The 17,619-nt window shown below is 59.4% G+C and carries 17 protein-coding genes; 12 read left to right on the top strand and 5 right to left on the bottom strand.

Annotated features, from left to right (window positions below):
- Positions 1 to 44 precede the first annotated feature (44 nt).
- Both AC8GFZ_RS02760 and tsaE read right to left on the bottom strand, forming a co-directional pair.
- Positions 45 to 1,556 (bottom strand): N-acetylmuramoyl-L-alanine amidase, encoded by a 1,512-nt coding sequence (locus AC8GFZ_RS02760; RefSeq protein ID WP_506642112.1) that lies wholly within the window; start codon positions 1,554 to 1,556, stop codon positions 45 to 47.
- On the bottom strand, positions 1,553 to 2,041 hold the full coding sequence (tsaE, locus tag AC8GFZ_RS02765; RefSeq protein WP_506644202.1) for a tRNA (adenosine(37)-N6)-threonylcarbamoyltransferase complex ATPase subunit type 1 TsaE: 489 nt from the start codon (positions 2,039 to 2,041) through the stop codon (positions 1,553 to 1,555). The genes AC8GFZ_RS02760 and tsaE overlap by 4 nt, the downstream gene beginning before the upstream one ends.
- A gap of 45 nt (positions 2,042 to 2,086) precedes the next feature.
- On the opposite strand from tsaE, the gene queG reads away from it, so the two are divergent.
- Entirely contained in the window at positions 2,087 to 3,175 is a 1,089-nt protein-coding gene (gene queG, locus AC8GFZ_RS02770) for a tRNA epoxyqueuosine(34) reductase QueG (protein WP_506644204.1), read from the top strand.
- 25 nt (positions 3,176 to 3,200) lie between these two features.
- Here the strand turns inward: queG and AC8GFZ_RS02775 are convergent, their stop codons facing one another.
- Positions 3,201 to 3,644 carry a universal stress protein gene (locus AC8GFZ_RS02775; protein WP_506642114.1) on the bottom strand — a complete coding sequence of 148 codons (444 nt, stop codon included), beginning with the start codon at positions 3,642 to 3,644 and terminating at the stop codon, positions 3,201 to 3,203.
- Positions 3,645 to 3,768: 124 nt separating this feature from the next.
- On the opposite strand from AC8GFZ_RS02775, the gene AC8GFZ_RS02780 reads away from it, so the two are divergent.
- The 9 genes from AC8GFZ_RS02780 to AC8GFZ_RS02820 all read left to right on the top strand — a co-directional run bounded on the left by AC8GFZ_RS02780 (position 3,769) and on the right by AC8GFZ_RS02820 (position 11,545).
- A complete protein-coding gene (locus AC8GFZ_RS02780) occupies positions 3,769 to 6,162 on the top strand; it encodes a heavy metal translocating P-type ATPase (RefSeq protein WP_506642116.1) in 2,394 nt (797 codons plus the stop codon).
- 11 nt (positions 6,163 to 6,173) lie between these two features.
- A complete protein-coding gene (gene ccoS / locus AC8GFZ_RS02785; protein ID WP_506642118.1) occupies positions 6,174 to 6,311 on the top strand; it encodes a cbb3-type cytochrome oxidase assembly protein CcoS in 138 nt (45 codons plus the stop codon).
- A gap of 67 nt (positions 6,312 to 6,378) precedes the next feature.
- On the top strand, positions 6,379 to 7,812 hold the full coding sequence (gene ccoN, locus AC8GFZ_RS02790; RefSeq protein WP_506642120.1) for a cytochrome-c oxidase, cbb3-type subunit I: 1,434 nt from the start codon (positions 6,379 to 6,381) through the stop codon (positions 7,810 to 7,812).
- Positions 7,813 to 7,821: 9 nt separating this feature from the next.
- Positions 7,822 to 8,445, top strand: coding sequence for a cytochrome-c oxidase, cbb3-type subunit II (ccoO, locus tag AC8GFZ_RS02795; protein ID WP_506642122.1), 624 nt, complete (start codon positions 7,822 to 7,824; stop codon positions 8,443 to 8,445).
- Positions 8,446 to 8,457: 12 nt separating this feature from the next.
- Positions 8,458 to 8,595: a cbb3-type cytochrome oxidase subunit 3 gene (locus tag AC8GFZ_RS02800; RefSeq protein ID WP_506642124.1), complete on the top strand. Its 138-nt coding sequence runs from the start codon at positions 8,458 to 8,460 to the stop codon at positions 8,593 to 8,595.
- An 11-nt stretch (positions 8,596 to 8,606) separates the two neighbouring features.
- Positions 8,607 to 9,521, top strand: a complete 915-nt coding sequence (gene ccoP, locus AC8GFZ_RS02805; protein WP_506642126.1) for a cytochrome-c oxidase, cbb3-type subunit III — start codon at positions 8,607 to 8,609, stop codon at positions 9,519 to 9,521.
- Between the two features lie 27 nt (positions 9,522 to 9,548).
- The gene (gene ccoG, locus AC8GFZ_RS02810; protein ID WP_506642128.1) at positions 9,549 to 10,967 is read left to right on the top strand and encodes a cytochrome c oxidase accessory protein CcoG; all 1,419 of its coding nucleotides are present in this window, start codon (positions 9,549 to 9,551) and stop codon (positions 10,965 to 10,967) included.
- Positions 10,968 to 10,983: 16 nt separating this feature from the next.
- A complete protein-coding gene (locus tag AC8GFZ_RS02815; protein WP_506642130.1) occupies positions 10,984 to 11,241 on the top strand; it encodes a nitrogen fixation protein FixH in 258 nt (85 codons plus the stop codon).
- Between the two features lie 22 nt (positions 11,242 to 11,263).
- Complete coding sequence (locus AC8GFZ_RS02820) at positions 11,264 to 11,545, top strand: hypothetical protein (RefSeq protein ID WP_506642132.1); 282 nt, start codon at positions 11,264 to 11,266, stop codon at positions 11,543 to 11,545.
- A gap of 15 nt (positions 11,546 to 11,560) precedes the next feature.
- Here AC8GFZ_RS02820 and fnr read toward each other — a convergent pair whose 3' ends face one another.
- Entirely contained in the window at positions 11,561 to 12,280 is a 720-nt protein-coding gene (gene fnr / locus AC8GFZ_RS02825; RefSeq protein ID WP_506642134.1) for a fumarate/nitrate reduction transcriptional regulator Fnr, read from the bottom strand.
- Positions 12,281 to 12,377: 97 nt separating this feature from the next.
- Here fnr and hemN point away from each other — a divergent pair, with 97 nt between their 5' ends.
- Both hemN and AC8GFZ_RS02835 read left to right on the top strand, forming a co-directional pair.
- The gene (gene hemN / locus AC8GFZ_RS02830; protein WP_506642136.1) at positions 12,378 to 13,760 is read left to right on the top strand and encodes an oxygen-independent coproporphyrinogen III oxidase; all 1,383 of its coding nucleotides are present in this window, start codon (positions 12,378 to 12,380) and stop codon (positions 13,758 to 13,760) included.
- Positions 13,760 to 14,464 (top strand): sulfite exporter TauE/SafE family protein, encoded by a 705-nt coding sequence (locus tag AC8GFZ_RS02835; protein ID WP_506642138.1) that lies wholly within the window; start codon positions 13,760 to 13,762, stop codon positions 14,462 to 14,464. Before hemN ends, AC8GFZ_RS02835 begins: the two co-directional genes overlap by 1 nt.
- A 10-nt stretch (positions 14,465 to 14,474) precedes the next feature.
- Here AC8GFZ_RS02835 and AC8GFZ_RS02840 read toward each other — a convergent pair whose 3' ends face one another.
- Complete coding sequence (locus AC8GFZ_RS02840; RefSeq protein ID WP_506642140.1) at positions 14,475 to 17,552, bottom strand: FAD-binding and (Fe-S)-binding domain-containing protein; 3,078 nt, start codon at positions 17,550 to 17,552, stop codon at positions 14,475 to 14,477.
- Positions 17,553 to 17,619: the final 67 nt, after the last annotated feature.

Consider the following 17,619-nt stretch of genomic DNA (forward strand, 5'->3'; position numbering starts at 1 on the left):
TGGTTGAAAGGGTCACATTGTGCGGGACAAGCCCACTCTTGGCTTCAGACCGAGCGATTGCGGGCCAAAGGTGGGTTGCGCTGAAAGTAACGCTCGATGCTGCGCATCAAGGCCTCAGCCAATTGCTCTTGGTATACCTCGCTGGCCAATCGCAACTCCTCTTCGGGGTGGCTGATGAAGCCGGTCTCGACCAGCACGCTGGGAATGTCTGGGGCTTTGAGCACGGCAAACCCGGCTTGCTCTACCGTGGGTTTGTGCAATTTAATCAATTGGCGCATCTGCCCCAACATCTCCTGGCCCAACTTCAAGCTGTCATTGATTTGGGCCGTGGTGCTCATGTCAAACAAAGCCTGTTGCACATGGGCATCTTGGGTTTTGATGTTCAAGCCCCCAATCGCATCAGCACGGTTTTCTTGGCCAGCCATCCATTTGGCCGCGGCGCTCGTTGCTGCGCCTTGGCTCAGCGCGAACACACTGGCACCGCGGGCTTGGGGGTTGAAAAAAGCATCGGCATGGATGCTGATGAACAAGTCGGCTTGCACCCGCCGGGCTTTTTGTACCCGCTGCTGCAAGGGGATGAAAAAGTCAGCTTCACGGGTCAACATGGCGCGCATGGGCAAGACGCCTTGGCGCGTGCGCACGCTGGCGCGGTTGATGCGGTCGCGCAAGCGCAAGGCGATTTGCAACACCACATCTTTTTCGCGTGTGCCACGTTGGCCCAAGGCGCCGGGGTCTTCGCCGCCGTGTCCGGGGTCCAGCGCGACCACCACATAGCGCAGTGATTGCTGCGGTTCGGAGGCACCCTCGGGGGACGCGACAAGCCCAGGCAGGCTGGGGCTGGCCCCATGGGGCAGGCTGCTGGGTGGGGCCGGCCGAGCGCTGCTGAGATTGGGGTTGGAGATAACCGATTGGGGTCCTGCGCTGGCCACGGTGGTTTGCTCGGGTGGCTTGGGTTCTGGCTTTGCATTCGCCGGTGCAGTGGCGGTGCCACTGACCCGCGGTTGAGCCGATTGTTGGGCCATCCACTCACCCAGCGGGTCGGTGGTGTTGCCTTTGGGCGTGGCTTTTTCAGCTGCGCTGGGGTTGACCTTGGGCATGCGCTCGGCGATCAAGGCTTCCAACGGATCAGCGGCCTCAGTGGGGTAGAGGTCCAGCACCAGTCGGTGCTGGTATTGGGCTTGTCCGGATTTGATGGGCGCCAACTGAAACACCTGGGGTTGCACCATGGTGCGCAAATCGAGCACCAATCGCACCGTGGTCGGGGTGAATTGGCCCACCCGCACACCCGTGATGTAGGGGTCGTCAGAGCGCACCTTGCCCACCAACTCGCGCAAGGCGGGGTTGAGCTCAATGCCCTCGATGTCCACCGCCAAGCGCGGCGGGTTGGCCACAAATTGTGTCTGGGTGGACAAGGCGTTGTCGGACTCAATGGTCACCCGCGTGTAGTCTTTGGCCGGCCACACCCGCACCGCCAAAATGGCCGCGCCGTGCGCCAACTCGTGCAAGCCCAAGCTCAGCACCAAGCTGCCGGCTTTGAGCAGATGGCGGCGCTTCATGCCAACAAAGCCTCACCGCATGCGCTGTGCGCTCGCCACTGCACCTCTCGCGAACTGTCACCGGTCCACTGCAATTGCATCACCACGTCCGGTGCGGGCAGTGCAGGGCCGGCGTTCTGTGGCCACTCGCACAGCTTGAGCCCAGGTGCAGCGAAAACATCGCGAAAGCCCGCGTCTTCCCATTCCTCAGGGTCGGTGAAACGGTAAAAGTCAAAATGCCAAATCGCCAGCTCGCCGGTGGGCAGGTGGGCATGGTGCGGCTCCACGACCGCATAGGTCGGGCTTTTGATGCGCCCCAACACACCCAAGGCCATCAACAGGTGGCGCACCCAAGTGGTTTTGCCGCTGCCCAGGTCACCGTGCAAGTGCACAATGGCGTCGCCCGCCACCGGCAAGCCACGCAAGCGCTCGGCCATGCGCTGCGCACTGGCGATGGTGGCGGCCTCATCGGGCCATTGTTCGGTGAGAACCATTCCGGGGTACATCAAGGGGCAGGGGTGTTGATCGATCGTGTGGACTTGTGGGGCCGGTTGCAAGCCTGGGCCCAAGAACTGGGATTCTCGCAAATTGGCGTGTCCGGCGTTGACCTGGGCGATGCCGAGCCTGGCTTGGCGGCATGGTTGGCCCAAGGCTTTCATGGCGACATGGCCTATATGGCGGCCCACGGGATGAAACGCGCCAGGCCCGCCGAGTTGTTGCCCGGTACCGTCAGCGTGATCACCGCCCGCATGGATTACCTGCCTTCCCCAACAGGTGTCGACGACCGCATGGCTCCGAAACCAGATGCCGATTGGCAAAGCCTGGAGTGGCAGCGCTTGTCCAATCCACAAGATGGGGTGGTGTCGATGTATGCCAGAGGACGCGATTACCACAAGGTGTTGCGACAGCGCTTGCAACAATTGGCCGACCGCTTACAAGACCACATCGGCCCCACGGGGCACCGGGTGTTCACCGATTCAGCGCCCGTGCTGGAAGTGGAATTGGCGCAGCGAAGTGGTTTGGGCTGGCGCGGCAAGCACACCTTGTTGCTCAACCGCGAAGGCGGCTCGATGTTTTTTTTGGGCGAGGTGTTTGTTGATGTGGCGCTCAACCCCACGCCATCGCAGTCACCACACTGCGGCACCTGCAGCGCCTGCATCGATGTGTGTCCGACCCAAGCCATCGTTGCCCCATACCGTTTGGACGCCAGGCGCTGCATTTCCTATTTAACGATTGAGCACCCCGGCGCGATTGATCTGGCCCTGCGCCCCCTGATGGGCAACCGCGTTTACGGTTGTGACGATTGTCAATTGGCCTGCCCTTGGAACAAATACGCCCAAGTCAGCACCGTTCCCGATTTTGCAGCCCGCAGCACCTGGACCGATGCCAATTTGCTGATTTGGTTGGCATGGTCGGAAGAGGAATTTTTGCGTTTGAGCGAAGGCTCAGCCATTCGCCGCATTGGCCATGTGCGCTGGCTGCGCAATGTGGCGGTGGCCTTGGGCAATGCCCTGCGCGTGAGCCATGACCCCGATTGGCGGGGCCTGGCTGCCTCGGCGCTACAAGCGCGCTTGTTGCACCCCGACCCCTTGGTGCGAGAGCACGTGCAATGGGCCTTGGATCAAATGCGCGAGGCCTGACCCAATACCCAATCCGCCCGCTGGTTCAGCGCAGCACCAGCACCGGAATTTTTCCGTGGGTCAGCACATGCTGGGTCTCGCTGCCCAGCAGCAAGCGCTTGATGCCACTGCGCCCGTGCGAGGCCATCACGATCAAATCGGTTTTGGCCTTGTTGGCCGCAGCGACCAATGCATCGGCCACTTGGTCTGATTTGAGCACCACGGTTTTCAGTTTGACGCCTTTGGCGGCGGCCATTTTGCCCACAGCATCCAAGATTTTTTGGGCATCTTGGTTCCATTGCGCCTCAATGCGCTTGACTTCGCTGGCCCCCAAGGGAACCGAGCCTTCAAAGTAACTTTGGATGTACCGAGGCACCACCTTCACGGCGGTCAACTCGGCATCACACAACTGGGCCATGCCAATGGCGGCAACCACCGCTTTTTTGGACAAAGGGGTTCCGTCTGTGGCAACCATGATTTTTCGATACATAAGGTGTCCTTTACAAGATGCCGCCCCTTGAGCAGGGCCGCTGAGTGGCAGTTTATGGGTCTGATTCACGGCGGTATTGATCCACATCAAGAAGTGCTTGGGCAGAAAAATCAAGAATTCAGCCATGTTGAGGGAACCGCCATCGTCGCTGGCATCGGCCAGTGAACGCCATTCACCCCAGTTCGAGTTATCGCAGGACCAGGCTGCGCTGAAATTGCTCGATGACCCGCGTCAATGGCCCTTGTTTGGGCGCCAGACGTGTGGGCCGGGCGGGCCAGCGGCTGACGCCGGGCCGACATGGGCGTCCCAGGTGGTGATGTCAGGCATGCATTGCGCGAGTTGTGCCCTCAACATCGAACAAGCCTTGGTGGCACAACCAGGGGTGATATCAGCGCGTGTTGACGCCCACAGCCAGCGTGCAGAAGTGGTCTGGCGCAGCGACCAAACCCAGCCCTCGCGGTGGATGGGTGCAGTGGCCAAAGCAGGTTACCCAGCTGTACCGGCCCATGACATGGGGCGTCGCGCACTGCGCGAAAAACAATCGCGCCAGGCCTTGTGGCAATGGTTGGTGGCGGGCTTTTGCATGATGCAAGTCATGATGTATTCGGTCCCGGTGTATGTGGCCGATCCGGGCGACATCAGCCCCGACATGTTGGCTTTGCTGCACTGGGCCGGCTGGGTCTTGTCTTTACCCGTGATGGTTTTTTCATCGGGCCCCTTTTGGCGCCAAGCCCTGAGCGACGTGCGCCAAGGCCGCATGGGCATGGATGTGCCGGTGGTGTTGGGTATTGGCATCACCTTCGTGGTCAGCACAGCGGCCACTTGGGACCCCTCTGGGCCTTGGGGCTCTGAGGTGTATTTCGACTCACTCACCATGTTTGTGTTTTTCTTGCTCACCGGTCGTTGGCTGGAAGGGCGCATGCGCGACCGCACCGCAGGTGCTTTGGACGCGCTGATGAACCGCTTGCCCGAGCAAGTCCAGCGCTTGAATGTGCAAGGTCAGCTCGATACCGTGGCCGCCTCGGCATTGCAGGTGGGCGACACCGTGCGCATTGGCCCCGGTCAGGCCTTTCCCGCCGATGCCAGGGTGGTGCAAGGCAGCACCTGGGTCGAAGAGGCCTTGCTCACCGGTGAATCCAAACCGCTGGCCCGCCAGGTGAACGACCGGGTGCTGGCGGGTAGCCACAACCTGCGGCAAACCGTTGACGTGGTCGTGACCGCGGTGGGCGACGCCACGGTCTATGCCCAGACTGTGGCTTTGATGGCTTCTGCCGCTCTGAGCAAACCGCGCTTGGCACGCCTGGCCGATCGCTGGGCCAAGCCCTTTTTGTGGTTCGTGTTGTTGGCCGCCATGGCCGCGGCTGCATGGTCATGGTCATCGAGCCCAGGGCAGGCGCTGATGGTGGCTGTGGCGGTGTTGATCGTCACCTGCCCATGTGCCTTGTCCTTGGCCACCCCGGCGGCGATGCTTGCAGCCGCTGGAAATCTGGCTCGCCATGGCGTTTTGGTGCGCGATTTGCAATCGCTGGAAGCCATGGCCGAGGTTGACCTGGTGGTTTGGGACAAAACCGGCACCTTGACCACCGACGCCCAAAGTGTGTTGCGCATCCACACCCCCATGGGCGTGGACGCGCCCCATGCAGATGGCCAATGGGCTCCCGCGTCTTTGGCGGCATGGTCATGGGCTGCAGCCTTGGCCCAACATTCCTTGCACCCTTTGTCACGCGCTTTGGATGCTTTGAATGGTGACCATCTGTCCACTCGGTCAGTGTCCGAACATCCTGGTCTTGGCTTGCAAGGCGAGGTGTGGCACGGTGGGCAATGGTACAGCCTTTGGCTGGGGTCATGGTCGTTCGGGCAATCCCAGCGGTGCAACAAGCCATGGGCCCCATTCAAGGAACCCATGGACGCGGGTGTGCATTTGTGGGATGAATCGGGTTGGGTGGCCAGCTTTGAAGTCAGCGAAACCTTGCGCACTGATGCCCTACAGGTGCTGCGCAGCTTGGCGGCCATGGGCATGCAAATCCAGGTGCTGTCGGGCGACCGCCCCACTGCCGTGGCGGCCGTGGCCCAGCGTTTGAGCTTGCGGCCGGATCAGGTTCGCGGCGGTATGAGTCCCCAAGACAAACTCGATCAGGTTCAGGCTTGGCAGCAGCAAGGACGGCGGGTGCTGGTGGTGGGGGATGGTTTCAACGACATGCCGGTTTTGGCCGCTGCCCATGCATCCATTGCCGTGGGGCAGGCTGTTCCTTTGGCGCGATCGCGCAGCGACGCCGTGGTGCGCGGTGAAGGTTTGTGGCCGGTGGTGCAAATGCTGGTTCTTGCGCGCCGCACCATGGTGGTGGTGCGCCACAACCTGTGTTGGGCCGCGCTGTACAACGCGGTGTGCATACCCCTGGCCGTGCTCGGGTGGATGCCGGCATGGCTGGCGGGGGCGGGCATGGCACTGAGCTCTTTGGCCGTGGTCCTGCATGCCTTGCAACTGGCCAACGAGCGGGCCTTGTTGTCCGCTGACTGAAAGATTCGCGCATGGATATTTTGTTTTTACTCATCCCCTTGTCGGTGGCCTTGGTCTTGTTGATCTTGGCCGGGCTGTGGTGGGCCATTCACAGCGGTCAATTTGAGGCGATTGAGCAAGAGGGTGAGCGGATTTTGCGCAACGATTGATCTGCATCAAGGCTTTAAAAGCCCAAGCCAGCCACACTGGCAGCGCGGTTTTCAAGAGGTTTATGACATGAATCAACAACAAATCACAACGGCATACAGCGACACGGCCGTGCGCCAGTTTTCCATCATGGCCGTCGTTTGGGGTGTGGTCGGCATGTTGGTGGGGGTGATCATCGCCGCCCAACTGGCCTGGCCCGAATTGAACTTTGGTATCCCCTGGCTGAGCTACGGCCGCCTCAGGCCCTTGCACACCAATGCAGTGATTTTTGCGTTTGGGGGTTGTGCTTTGTTTGCCACCAGTTACTACGTGGTGCAGCGCACGGGGCAAACCCGGTTGTTCGCCCCTCGGTTGGCGGCTTTCACCTTTTGGGGCTGGCAAGCGGTGATCGTTGCGGCGGCCATCAGTTTGCCCCTGGGTTACACCAGCGGCAAAGAATATGCCGAACTCGAGTGGCCCATCGACATCTTGATCACCCTGGTCTGGGTGTCTTATGCAGTGGTATTTTTTGGCACCGTGGGGCAACGCAAGGTCAAACACATTTATGTGGCCAACTGGTTTTATGGTGCCTTCATCCTGGCCGTGGCGGTGTTGCACTTGGTCAACAGCGCAGCCGTGCCAGCGGGTTGGATGAAGTCGTACTCGGCCTACGCCGGTGTGCAAGACGCCATGATTCAGTGGTGGTATGGCCACAATGCGGTGGGCTTTTTCTTGACCGCAGGTTTTCTGGGCATGATGTATTACTTCATCCCCAAACAAGCCGAGCGGCCGGTGTATTCATACCGCTTGTCGATTGTTCACTTTTGGGCCCTGATCTTCACTTATATGTGGGCCGGCCCGCACCATTTGCACTACACCGCCTTGCCCGACTGGACGCAGTCTTTGGGCATAGCCTTTTCATTGATTTTGTTGGCACCCAGCTGGGGCGGCATGATCAACGGCGTGATGACCTTGTCAGGCGCTTGGCACAAGCTGCGTGATGACCCGATCTTGCGCTTCTTGATCGTGTCCTTGTCCTTTTACGGCATGAGCACCTTTGAAGGACCCATGATGTCGATCAAAACGGTCAATGCCTTGTCCCATTACACCGACTGGACCGTGGGCCATGTGCACTCGGGGGCTTTGGGTTGGGTGGGGCTGGTGTCCATGGGCGCGCTGTATTTCTTGATTCCCAAATTGTTTGGGCAGAAAAAAATGCACAGCATCCCGGCCATTGAACTACATTTTTGGATGGCCACCGTGGGCATTGTTTTGTACATCGCCGCCATGTGGATCGCCGGTGTGATGCAAGGCTTGATGTGGCGTGCGATCAACGACGATGGCACCTTGACCTACACCTTTGTCGAAAGTGTCAAAGCCACCTATCCCTACTACGTGGTTCGCTTCCTGGGCGGCTTGTTGTACCTCGGTGGCATGTTGGTCATGCTGTGGAACGTGGTCATGACCGCGTGGCAAGGCAAGGCCCCGTTGGTGACCATCCCTGCGGTCACCGCCCAAGCTTGAGGAGTGACCATGAGCAACAAACCTGAATCCGGCTTTACCCACGAGAAAGTCGAAACCAATAACCTGTTGATGGTGGTGCTGATCCTGTTGGTGATCGCGGTGGGCGGCATGGTGGAGATCATCCCACTGTTCTTTCAAAAGTCCACCACCCAGCCCATTGAAGGGGTTCAGCCCTACACGGCCTTGCAGTTGGCCGGGCGTGACGTGTATGTGCGTGAAGGTTGTTACAACTGCCATTCGCAAATGATTCGACCCCTGCGGGCAGAAACCCTGCGCTACGGCCACTACTCGGTGGCGGGTGAATTTGTTTACGACCACCCCTTTCAATGGGGCAGCAAGCGCACCGGTCCTGACCTGCACCGGGTGGGTGGCAAATACAGCGATGAGTGGCATCGCATCCATTTGATCAATGCCCGTGATGTGGTTCCCGAATCAAACATGCCGGCTTACCCCTGGCTCGAAAAAAACCGTGTGGATGCGGCATCCATGCCGACCCACATGACAGCCTTGCGCCGCGTCGGTGTGCCTTACAGCGATGCGGAAATTGCCCAGGCCAGCCAGGACGTGCAGGGCAAGACCGAGATGGACGCCTTGATCGCCTATTTGCAGGCCATGGGCCGTGCTTTGAAATAAGGAAGAAATGCCATGGACATCACCGTTTTGAGAATTGCCACCACTGTGTTGGGCTTTGTTTGTTTTCTGGCCATCGTGGTCTGGGTGATGGACAGGCGCAAAACACAAGCGTTTGAACAAGCCGCCCAACTGCCTTTTTTGGGTGATTGAGGAGTCCACACATGAGTGATTTTGTCCATTCTTTTTGGTCCCATTACATCGCTTGGATCACCTTGGCCGGTATCTTGGCCTGTGTGGTGTTGTTGTGGTTGACCTCGCGCAAAAAGCTCGCTGGATCGGCTGACAACACCACTGGCCATGTGTGGGATGAGGACTTGCGCGAAATGAACAACCCCTTGCCCCTGTGGTGGGTGGGCATGTTCTTGATCACCATTGTGTTTGCCTTGTTTTACCTGATCTTGTATCCGGGGCTGGGAAGCAGCGAGGGCAGTTTGGCATGGACTTCCCAGAACCAGTACCAGCAAGAGGTTGACCAAGCCAATGCCGACGTGGCACCCTTGTACGCCCGTTTTGATGCCATGGCCCCAGAGCAAGTCGCTTTGGACCCAAAGGCGCGGCACATTGGCGAGCATTTGTTTTTGAACAACTGCGCGCAATGCCATGGCTCAGATGCCCGTGGAACCAAGGGCTTTCCCAATTTGACCGATGCCGACTGGTTGTATGGTGGCAGCCCTGAGCAAATCAGCGCCAGCATCACCTTGGGGCGTCAAGGCCAAATGCCGCCCATGGCGGCGGCTGTGGGTTCGCCAGAAGATGTCAAAAACCTGGCCCACCATGTGCTGAGCCTGTCGGGCTCACCGCACGACTCTTTGCGGGCTGCCTTGGGCAAAGGCAAGTTTGGCGCTTGCGCGGCCTGCCACGGCGCCGATGGCAAAGGCAATCAGGCCTTGGGCGCCCCCAATTTGACCGACAAAATTTGGCTGCATGGCTGGGGCGAAGAGGCCATTGTGGCCATGGTCACCCAGGGCAAACTCAACCAGATGCCTGGGCAAGAGGGGCGGCTCACACCCTCGCAAATCCATGTCTTGAGCGCCTATGTGTGGGGCTTGTCCCAACCCGCCACCCGGAAACCTTGACCCCTGGGTGAAACGGCAAGCCGTGCCATGTTGAATCCCATTCGCAAAGTGATTCCCATTGAGGCGGTGGATGAAGCGGGCACGTCCTTGTACGCAGCCACGCCCAAAATCTACCCCCGCTCCGTGCAAGGGCGGTTTTCTCAATGGCGCTGGGTGTTGGTGTGGCTGACCCAACTGGTCTTTTATGGTTTGCCTTGGTTGGAGTGGGGCCAGCGTCAAGCGGTGTTGTTCGACTTGGGGGCCCGGCGCTTTTATGTGTTTGGCTTGGTGCTGTATCCGCAAGACTTCATCTACCTCACCGCATTGCTGGTGATATCGGCCTTGTCCTTGTTTTTATTCACCGCGGTGGCTGGCCGGCTGTGGTGTGGCTATGCCTGCCCGCAAACGGTTTACAGCGAAATATTCATGTGGATCGAGCGCAAAGTCGAAGGCGACCGCAGTGCCCGCATGCGCTTGGATGCAGGGGACTTCAGCCTCGAGCGCTTGGTCAAGAAGTGGTACAAGCACATCATCTGGATGGGCCTTGCGATGTGGACCGGTTTCACCTTTGTCGGCTATTTCACGCCCATCCAATCTTTGGGGCTTGAGTTTTTGCAAACCCGCATGACTTCGTGGGAAGTCTTTTGGGTCTTCTTCTATGGTTTGGCCACTTATGGCAATGCGGGCTTTATGCGCGAGCAGGTGTGCAAATACATGTGCCCCTATGCGCGTTTTCAAAGCGCCATGTTTGATGCCGACACCCTGATCGTGACCTACGACGCCCAGCGGGGTGAACCCAGGGGTCGACACACCGCAATGGCTGAAGTCCATCGCAGCACGGGTGACTGCATCGATTGCAGCTTGTGTGTGCAAGTGTGTCCGACCGGCATCGACATTCGCCAAGGCTTGCAGTACGAATGCATTGGCTGTGGCGCCTGTGCCGATGTATGTGACACGGTCATGGACAAGGTGGGCAGCCCCCGGGGATTGGTGCGCTATGCGACCCAAAATGCCATTCAAAAGGGTTGGGGCACCGCACACATCTGGCGTCGCGTGCTGCGCTGGCGGGTGGTGATTTACACGGGATTTTTGGCGGCCTTGGTGATTGGCCTCGGCGTCAGTTTGGCTTTGCGCTCACCCTTCAGGGTGGACATCGTGCGCGACCGCACCACTTTGTCGCGCATCACCGAATACGGCACTTTGCAAAATGTGTATCGCTTGCAAATCATGAACGCCACCGAGCACAGCAGCGACTACCAGGTGTCGGTGCGGGGTTTATACGGCATTGAACTGCGCGACAAGGACCCGATCCATGTCGAGGCCGCCCAAGCGCGCTGGGTGGTGGTGCATGTGGATGTGCCCTATGGCTCTGGCGAGACCGGTTCGCACAAAATTTGGTTTGACATTGACGACCCCCACAACGGAAAAAAAGTGGTGGAAGCGTCGGTGTTTTTGATTCCCCGATGAAACAGTGAGGCCAACCATGAACACGACGAAAGAATCCCCTGCAATGGCCTGGTGGCGCTATGGCCATGTGTGGTTGGTCGTTCTCGGCCCAGCTGTGGTGGTGGTGGCGTCTTTGGTCACCGGTGCGCTCGCCTGGCAAGGGGCGGATGTGGTGCTCGATCACCCCAGCCAAGTCAGGGGCACCACGCGCGCCCTGGTACCGGCCCACCAAGCCCGCAACCATGCGGCCACACCCAGCGTACCGGTGCCAGAGCACACCGCGCCCACCCAATGAACCGCTGCCCCAGGAGGCCCCCATGTGGAAACTCAATGTGATGTGGGTGTTGTGGCCCGCATTTTTGGCCGCAGGTGTGCTGGAGATGCTGGTGTTTGCCGTCATTGACCCAGAGGACATGCGGTGGATGGGCCAGTCCCTCACCTGGCCGCGTCAAGCCATCTACAGCTTGGGGTTTTTTGTTTTGTGGGGCTTGACTGCCGTGGCCAGCAGTTTGAGCCTGTTGCTCAGCCGTTCTGGCGAATCGGTCAACTTGGAGGGTGAAGCGGCGATGCGCGAAGATGCAAGCCGTCCATCGGCCTGACTGGGGCCGAAGATTTCATGCACAAGCGCCGGCGTTGACGATTTGCTGCAAGGCCTGCGGATTCAAAATTTGCACGTGCCGTTGCTTGACCTCGATGCTGCCCTCTTCGGCGAACTTGGAGAAGGTGCGGCTCACGGTTTCGAGCTTCAAGCCCAGGTAGCTGCCAATTTCTTCGCGGGTCATGCGCAAAACCAGTTCGGTGCGCGAAAAGCCCCGGGCGTGCAGCCTTTGCACCAGGTTCAGTAAAAACGCAGCCAAGCGCTCCTCGGCACGCATGCTGCCCAAGAGCAACATCACACCGTGCTCGCGCACGATCTCACGGCTCATGATTTTGTGCACATGGTGCTGCAAGGCTTTGACCTCTCGGGACAAATGCTCAATTTGGTCAAACGGCATGACGCACACCTCGGCATCTTCCAGGGCCACGGCATTGCAGGTGTGGTGGTCGCTGACGATGCCGTCCAGTCCCATGATTTCGCCAGCCATTTGAAAACCGGTGACCTGTTCGCGCCCGTCCTCAGTGGCCACATAGGTTTTGAAAAACCCGGTGCGGATGGCATACAAGGCATTGAAGCTGTCTCCATCGCTGAACAAATTGGCGCCGCGTTTGATTTTGCGCTTGGTCTCGACCACTTCTTCGATGCGCAGCAGGTCCTGATCGCTCAGGCCCACGGGCATGCACAACTCGCGCAAATTGCAATTGGAGCAAGCGACTTTGATGGCAGATGGGTTCATGGGGGACTACCTGTTTGGATGAGCAATAAACCTTGATTCAGCGCAAAGTCAGTGAAGGGACTGTAAGGCACATTATCTTCTTCAATGAGGATTGTTGATGAGCTTGCTGAACCCAAAATTACTTGGCCAGTACGACGTACCTGGTCCAAGATACACATCGTATCCAACGGCAGACCGCTTTGTCGGTGCGTTTGGACACACCCAATACATCCAAGCCTTGCGCCAGCGCCAGCAGGGTCTGGGTTTGCGGGGTGTGCCTTTGTCGGTCTATGTCCACATTCCGTTTTGTGCGTCCCTTTGCTATTACTGCGCCTGCAACAAGATCATCACCAAGCAATACAGCCAAGCCGAGCGCTACCTGAAAAGCCTGGGCCGAGAAATTGATTTGACGGTGGCCCAATTGGGGCGTGGGCAGCCCGTTTCTCAGCTTCACTGGGGTGGGGGATCGCCGACCTTTTTGCGCAATGAAGACATGTTGGCTTTGAAGGAGCGGCTCAGCGACGCCTTTCAATGGGTACCTGGGGGCGAATATTCCATCGAGGTCGACCCCCGCACCGTGGATACCTCACGCTTGGCCGTGATCCGCCAAATGGGCTTTAACCGTTTGAGTTTGGGGGTGCAAGATTTTGATCTTGCAGTGCAAAAGGCGGTTCACCGCATTCAGTCCACGCAGGATGTACACAAGTTGATGACAGCGGCCAGGGACTTGGACTTTGATTCGGTCAACCTTGACCTGATTTATGGCTTGCCCATGCAAACCGCGGCCAGCTTTGAGCGCACCTTGGACCAAGTTATCTTGCTCCACCCAGAGCGCATTGCCTTGTATGCCTATGCCCATTTGCCTGAACGCTTCAAACCCCAGCGACGCATCCATTCGGTAGATTTGCCAGCGCCAGCCAGCAAAGTGGCCATGATGCAGCGCGCCTTAGAGCGCTTGGTGGGGGCTGGCTATGTCTACATCGGCATGGACCATTTTGCGTTGCCAGAAGACGATCTGGCTGTGGCCAAGCGGCAAGGGCGCTTGCACCGCAATTTCCAAGGGTATTCGACCCAGCCCGACAGCGATTTGATTGCATTGGGAGTGTCAGCCATTGGTCGCGTGGGGGCCACCTACAGCCAAAACGCCAAGACCTTGGATGCTTACGAAGATTTGCTGGCCTTGGGCCAACTGCCGGTGGAGCGCGGTTTATTGCTCAGCCGTGATGACTTGGTGCGGCGCACCATCATCATGGCCTTGATGTGCCAGGGCCATGTTTCCATCGAATCCATTGAAATGGCGCACTTGATTGACTTTCGCAAAACCTTTGCCCTTGAGCTGGCGGAGTTGCAACTCATGCAAGACAGCGGTTTGGTCACGTTAGACGCAGATGCGATCAATGTCACCGAGCAAGGTTGGTATTTTGTGCGGGCAGTGGCGATGGTGTTTGACCGTTACTTGAGGGCCGATCAGGACCGTGCTCGGTTCTCTAAGATCATTTGATGATGTCTTCCTTGGTGATCAGTGCGGCCTTGATGGGGCTGGCCGGCGGGCCACATTGCTTGGTCATGTGTGGCGCAGCGTGCGCGGGCATCACCAGTGCAGCACCTGGGGCGGGTACCCGGGCGATGTGGGGCTTTCAAATTGGTCGCTTGTTGGGCTACAGCAGCTTGGGGGCCTTGGCCGCAGCGTCGATGCAAGGCCTGGGGTGGCTCACGGTGCAAAGTGCGGTGTTTCGGCCCGTCTGGAGTTTTTTCCATGTGTTGCTGATGCTGTTGGGGCTGTGGTTGTTGTGGCGTGCCGAGCCGCCGCTGTGGTTGGGCGCATGGACCCACGGCATTTGGCGCCACATCAAACCGGTGGGGCAGCGTCAAGCTGCCCGTGCCAGTGTCGCAGCGCCTTTGGTCTTGGGGTTTGTGTGGGCCTTGTTGCCCTGTGGCTTGCTTTACTCTGCTGTCATGCTGGCTGCCTTGAGCGATGGGGTTTGGCAAGGCGCTCAGGTGATGGCGGCATTTGCCATGGGTGGCGCACTCGCTTTGACGGTGCTGCCTTGGCTTTTACAGCGTTGGCGCCAAGGACGCGCTGTTTTGGCCGCCTGGGGCCACGGCGGTGTGCGTTTGGCGGGCTTGGGTTTGGCGGCCAGCTCGGGCACGGCCTTGTGGTTGGGCCTGGTCCACAACCAGGCCCCATGGTGCGTGACGCCGTGAGCGCCACGGCTTAGTTTTTCAGTTGGTCGGACAACAACTGCGCCACATGGATGGCTGGTCGCTGGGCCCCATCCCAAATTTGATGCCGGCAACTGGTGCCATCGGCCACGATGATGGCATCGCTCGCATTGCGCACCGCCGGCAATAAACTGAGCTCGGCCATTTGCATGGACGCAGCGTGGTGCTCTTGCTCATAGCCAAATGCGCCAGCCATGCCGCAACAACTGGTTTCAATGATTTTCGGTTGCGCGCCAGGGATCAGGCGGATGCAGGTGAGCAAATCGTCCATGCCGCCAAACGCTTTTTGGTGGCAATGGCCATGCACGGCGATGGGCTGCAAGGTGTGTTGCAAACGCGCTTTGAGCGGTTCGAGCTGTTGCGCCTGTGCCTCGCGGGCCAGGAACTCTTCCCACATCAACGCATGCTCGGCCACGGTGTGGGCATCGGGGCCCAAGCCCATGGCCAAAGCCTCATCGCGCAAGGTGTACAGGCATGAGGGCTCCAGGCCCACGATGGCAATGCCCTGCTGGGCAAAGGGCAGCAAGGCTGCGATGAGCTCCTGGGCTTTGGCTTTGGCGCGATCGACCATGCCACTGGCCAAATAGGTTCGGCCGCAGCACAAGTGGCCTTGGTTGGCGCCGTGGCCCAAGGCGTGTTTCGAGGCGATGTGCACGCTGTAACCCGCTGCTTGCAACACCCGAAATGCGGCCAATGCATTGCCCGGTTCGAAATGGCCATTGAAGCTGTCCACCCACAGCACCACGGGCTTGTTGGCTTTGAGCACTTCGGCTGCGCTCACGCCCAAGGTGCTGCGATTGAAAAAATGGTGGCGCTGCCACACAGGCAAGCTGCGCTGGGCGGACAGACCCAATAGCTTTTCGCTCAACCATGCCAAACCAGGCAAACGGTCACGCAAATTGAGCAAGCCAGAAAATGCTGCTGCATGGCGTGCGTATTCGGGCAGGTGGGCCACCAAGCGGTCGCGCCAACTGTGGCCGTTGTATTGCTTGTATTGGTGCGTGGCCTCGATCTTCATGCGGGCCATGTCCACACCCGTGGGGCAATCGCGTTTGCAGCCTTTGCAAGAAACGCACAGGTCGAGCGCATCGCGCACCGCTTCGCCGGTCAGCGCATCCGTGCCCAATTGGCCGCTCAAGGCCAAGCGCAAGGTGTTGGCGCGACCGCGTGTGAGGTGCTGTTCGTCGCGGGTGATGCGGTAGCTGGGGCACATGGTGCCGGCGTCAAACTTGCGGCAGTGGCCGTTGTTGTTGCACATGTCCACTGCTTTGGCCAGGCCACCGGCCGGGTCGCCACCGGTCCCTGGCGCGCTCACTTCTCCGGTTCGGGCGTCGGCTTGAACGTCCCAAGCGCTCCAATCCAAAGCGGTGTGGATGTGGATCACCGAGTGGCGCGGGTTGTGGCGCATCAAATGGGTGTCGTCCATGCGCGGTGGGTCGATCATGCGCTGTGGGCACAGCAATCCGATCGGGTCCATTTCGGCTTTGATCTGGGCAAAGGCCTCGGTGATGCGGGGGCCAAATTGCCAAGAAATCCACTCCCCTCGGCACAAGCCATCACCGTGCTCGCCGCTGTAAGCCCCTTTGAATTGGCGCACCAGGGCGCTGGCTTGTTCTGCAATGGCGCGCATTTTTTGCGGCCCGTCGCGGCGCATGTCCAAAATGGGCCGCACATGCAAGGTGCCCACCGACGCATGGGCGTACCAGGTGCCGCGTGTGCCGTGTTGGTGAAACACCTCGGTGAGCGCGGTGGTGTACTCGGCCAGATGTTCCAAGGGTACGGCGCAGTCTTCGATGAAGCTCACTGGTTTGCCGTCGCCCTTGAGGCTCATCATGATGTTCAAGCCCGCCTTGCGCACTTCCCAGAGGTTTTTTTGCGCCGCTTCGTCCACCAAGGGCACCACGCTGTCGGCCAGGCCCAGGCCCGACATGCAGTCTTTCAAGTCTTGCATGAACGGCAGCAACGTGGCCTTGTCCTCGCCGTGAAACTCCACCAACAAAATGGCCTCAGGTTCGCCCGTCAAAGCGCTGCGCATGGTGGGCGCAAACGCTGGGTTTTGCATGGCCAAGTCGATCATGGTGCGGTCAACCAACTCCACTGCGCTGAGTGCACCCGGTGTGCCCAGCTTGACGATGTGCTGTGCGGCTTGCATGGCCTGCACAAAGGTGGGGAAGTTCACCACGCCCAACACTTTGGCGCGGGGCAGGGGGCTCAAGCGCAAAGTCAGCGAATGCGTCAGGGCCAAGGTGCCTTCGCTGCCCACCAGCAAATGGGCCAGGTTGACCGACCCGTCATCGGTATAAGGCCGTTCACTGACCGGGTGAAAAACATCCAGGTTGTAGCCGGCCACCCGGCGCAGCACGCGCGGCCAATGGGCATCTATTTCGGTGTGCAGGCTCTGGGCCAAGTCGCGCACAAAGTGGCCGATGCGCTCGGCGCGGCCATGGCTTTGGGACATGGGCCCCCAATCGAGCAATTCGCCGTCGCTGAGCCAGGCCTTGGCCCCCAAGACGTTGTGCACCATGTTGCCGTAGGCGATGGAGCGGCTGCCGCAGGAGTTGTTGCCCGCCATGCCGCCCAAGGTCGCTTGGCCACTGGTGGAGACATCCACCGGGTACCACAGGCCGTGTGGTTTGAGGGCAGCGTTCAGGTGGTCGAGCACGATGCCGGGCTCCACCGTGATCGTTCGTTGCTCGGCATCCAGGTGCAAAATTTTGCGCAAATGTTTGCTGTGGTCGATGACCAAGCCGGTGCCCACGGTTTGGCCGCACTGGCTGGTGCCGCCGCCACGCGGCACCAAAGGGATGCCCATGCCACGGCAAATGTCCAGCGCGGTCACCACATCTTGGCTGCTGGTGGGCACCAAGACGCCCATGGGCATTTGTTGGTAAATCGAGGCATCGGTCGAATAGCGCCCCCGATCGGCCAAACTGAACAGCACATCCCCCTGGGTTTCTTGCATCAATTGCTGGGCCAACCTGGCCGCTTGTTCATTGCTGCTGCGGGCCACCCGTTCGTAGGCATGGTCGGCGGAATCGGTTCGCAAGGTGCGGGGTGTGGCAATGCTCATACGGTTTGGGTGGGGGCTGGGTCAACAGGGGTGACAACCGAGGCTGTCATTTGTCTGCACAATGCGG

The organism is Limnohabitans rimovensis (SeqCode) (assembly GCF_965234775.1).
Classification (GTDB): Bacteria; Pseudomonadota; Gammaproteobacteria; order Burkholderiales; family Burkholderiaceae_C; genus Limnohabitans; species Limnohabitans rimovensis.

Bases quoted from the DNA above. Each gene is read 5' to 3' on its own strand.
- AC8GFZ_RS02760 (WP_506642112.1), bottom strand. From the start codon at position 1,556: ATGAAGCGCCGCCATCTGCTCAAAGCCGGCAGCTTGGTGCTGAGCTTG.
- tsaE (WP_506644202.1), bottom strand. From the start codon at position 2,041: ATGTACCCCGGAATGGTTCTCACCGAACAATGGCCCGATGAGGCCGCC.
- AC8GFZ_RS02775 (WP_506642114.1), bottom strand. From the start codon at position 3,644: ATGTATCGAAAAATCATGGTTGCCACAGACGGAACCCCTTTGTCCAAA.
- AC8GFZ_RS02780 (WP_506642116.1), top strand. From the start codon at position 3,769: ATGTTGAGGGAACCGCCATCGTCGCTGGCATCGGCCAGTGAACGCCAT.
- ccoS (WP_506642118.1), top strand. From the start codon at position 6,174: ATGGATATTTTGTTTTTACTCATCCCCTTGTCGGTGGCCTTGGTCTTG.
- ccoN (WP_506642120.1), top strand. From the start codon at position 6,379: ATGAATCAACAACAAATCACAACGGCATACAGCGACACGGCCGTGCGC.
- ccoO (WP_506642122.1), top strand. From the start codon at position 7,822: ATGAGCAACAAACCTGAATCCGGCTTTACCCACGAGAAAGTCGAAACC.
- AC8GFZ_RS02800 (WP_506642124.1), top strand. From the start codon at position 8,458: ATGGACATCACCGTTTTGAGAATTGCCACCACTGTGTTGGGCTTTGTT.
- ccoP (WP_506642126.1), top strand. From the start codon at position 8,607: ATGAGTGATTTTGTCCATTCTTTTTGGTCCCATTACATCGCTTGGATC.
- ccoG (WP_506642128.1), top strand. From the start codon at position 9,549: ATGTTGAATCCCATTCGCAAAGTGATTCCCATTGAGGCGGTGGATGAA.
- AC8GFZ_RS02815 (WP_506642130.1), top strand. From the start codon at position 10,984: ATGAACACGACGAAAGAATCCCCTGCAATGGCCTGGTGGCGCTATGGC.
- AC8GFZ_RS02820 (WP_506642132.1), top strand. From the start codon at position 11,264: ATGTGGAAACTCAATGTGATGTGGGTGTTGTGGCCCGCATTTTTGGCC.
- fnr (WP_506642134.1), bottom strand. From the start codon at position 12,280: ATGAACCCATCTGCCATCAAAGTCGCTTGCTCCAATTGCAATTTGCGC.
- hemN (WP_506642136.1), top strand. From the start codon at position 12,378: ATGAGCTTGCTGAACCCAAAATTACTTGGCCAGTACGACGTACCTGGT.
- AC8GFZ_RS02835 (WP_506642138.1), top strand. From the start codon at position 13,760: ATGATGTCTTCCTTGGTGATCAGTGCGGCCTTGATGGGGCTGGCCGGC.
- AC8GFZ_RS02840 (WP_506642140.1), bottom strand. From the start codon at position 17,552: ATGAGCATTGCCACACCCCGCACCTTGCGAACCGATTCCGCCGACCAT.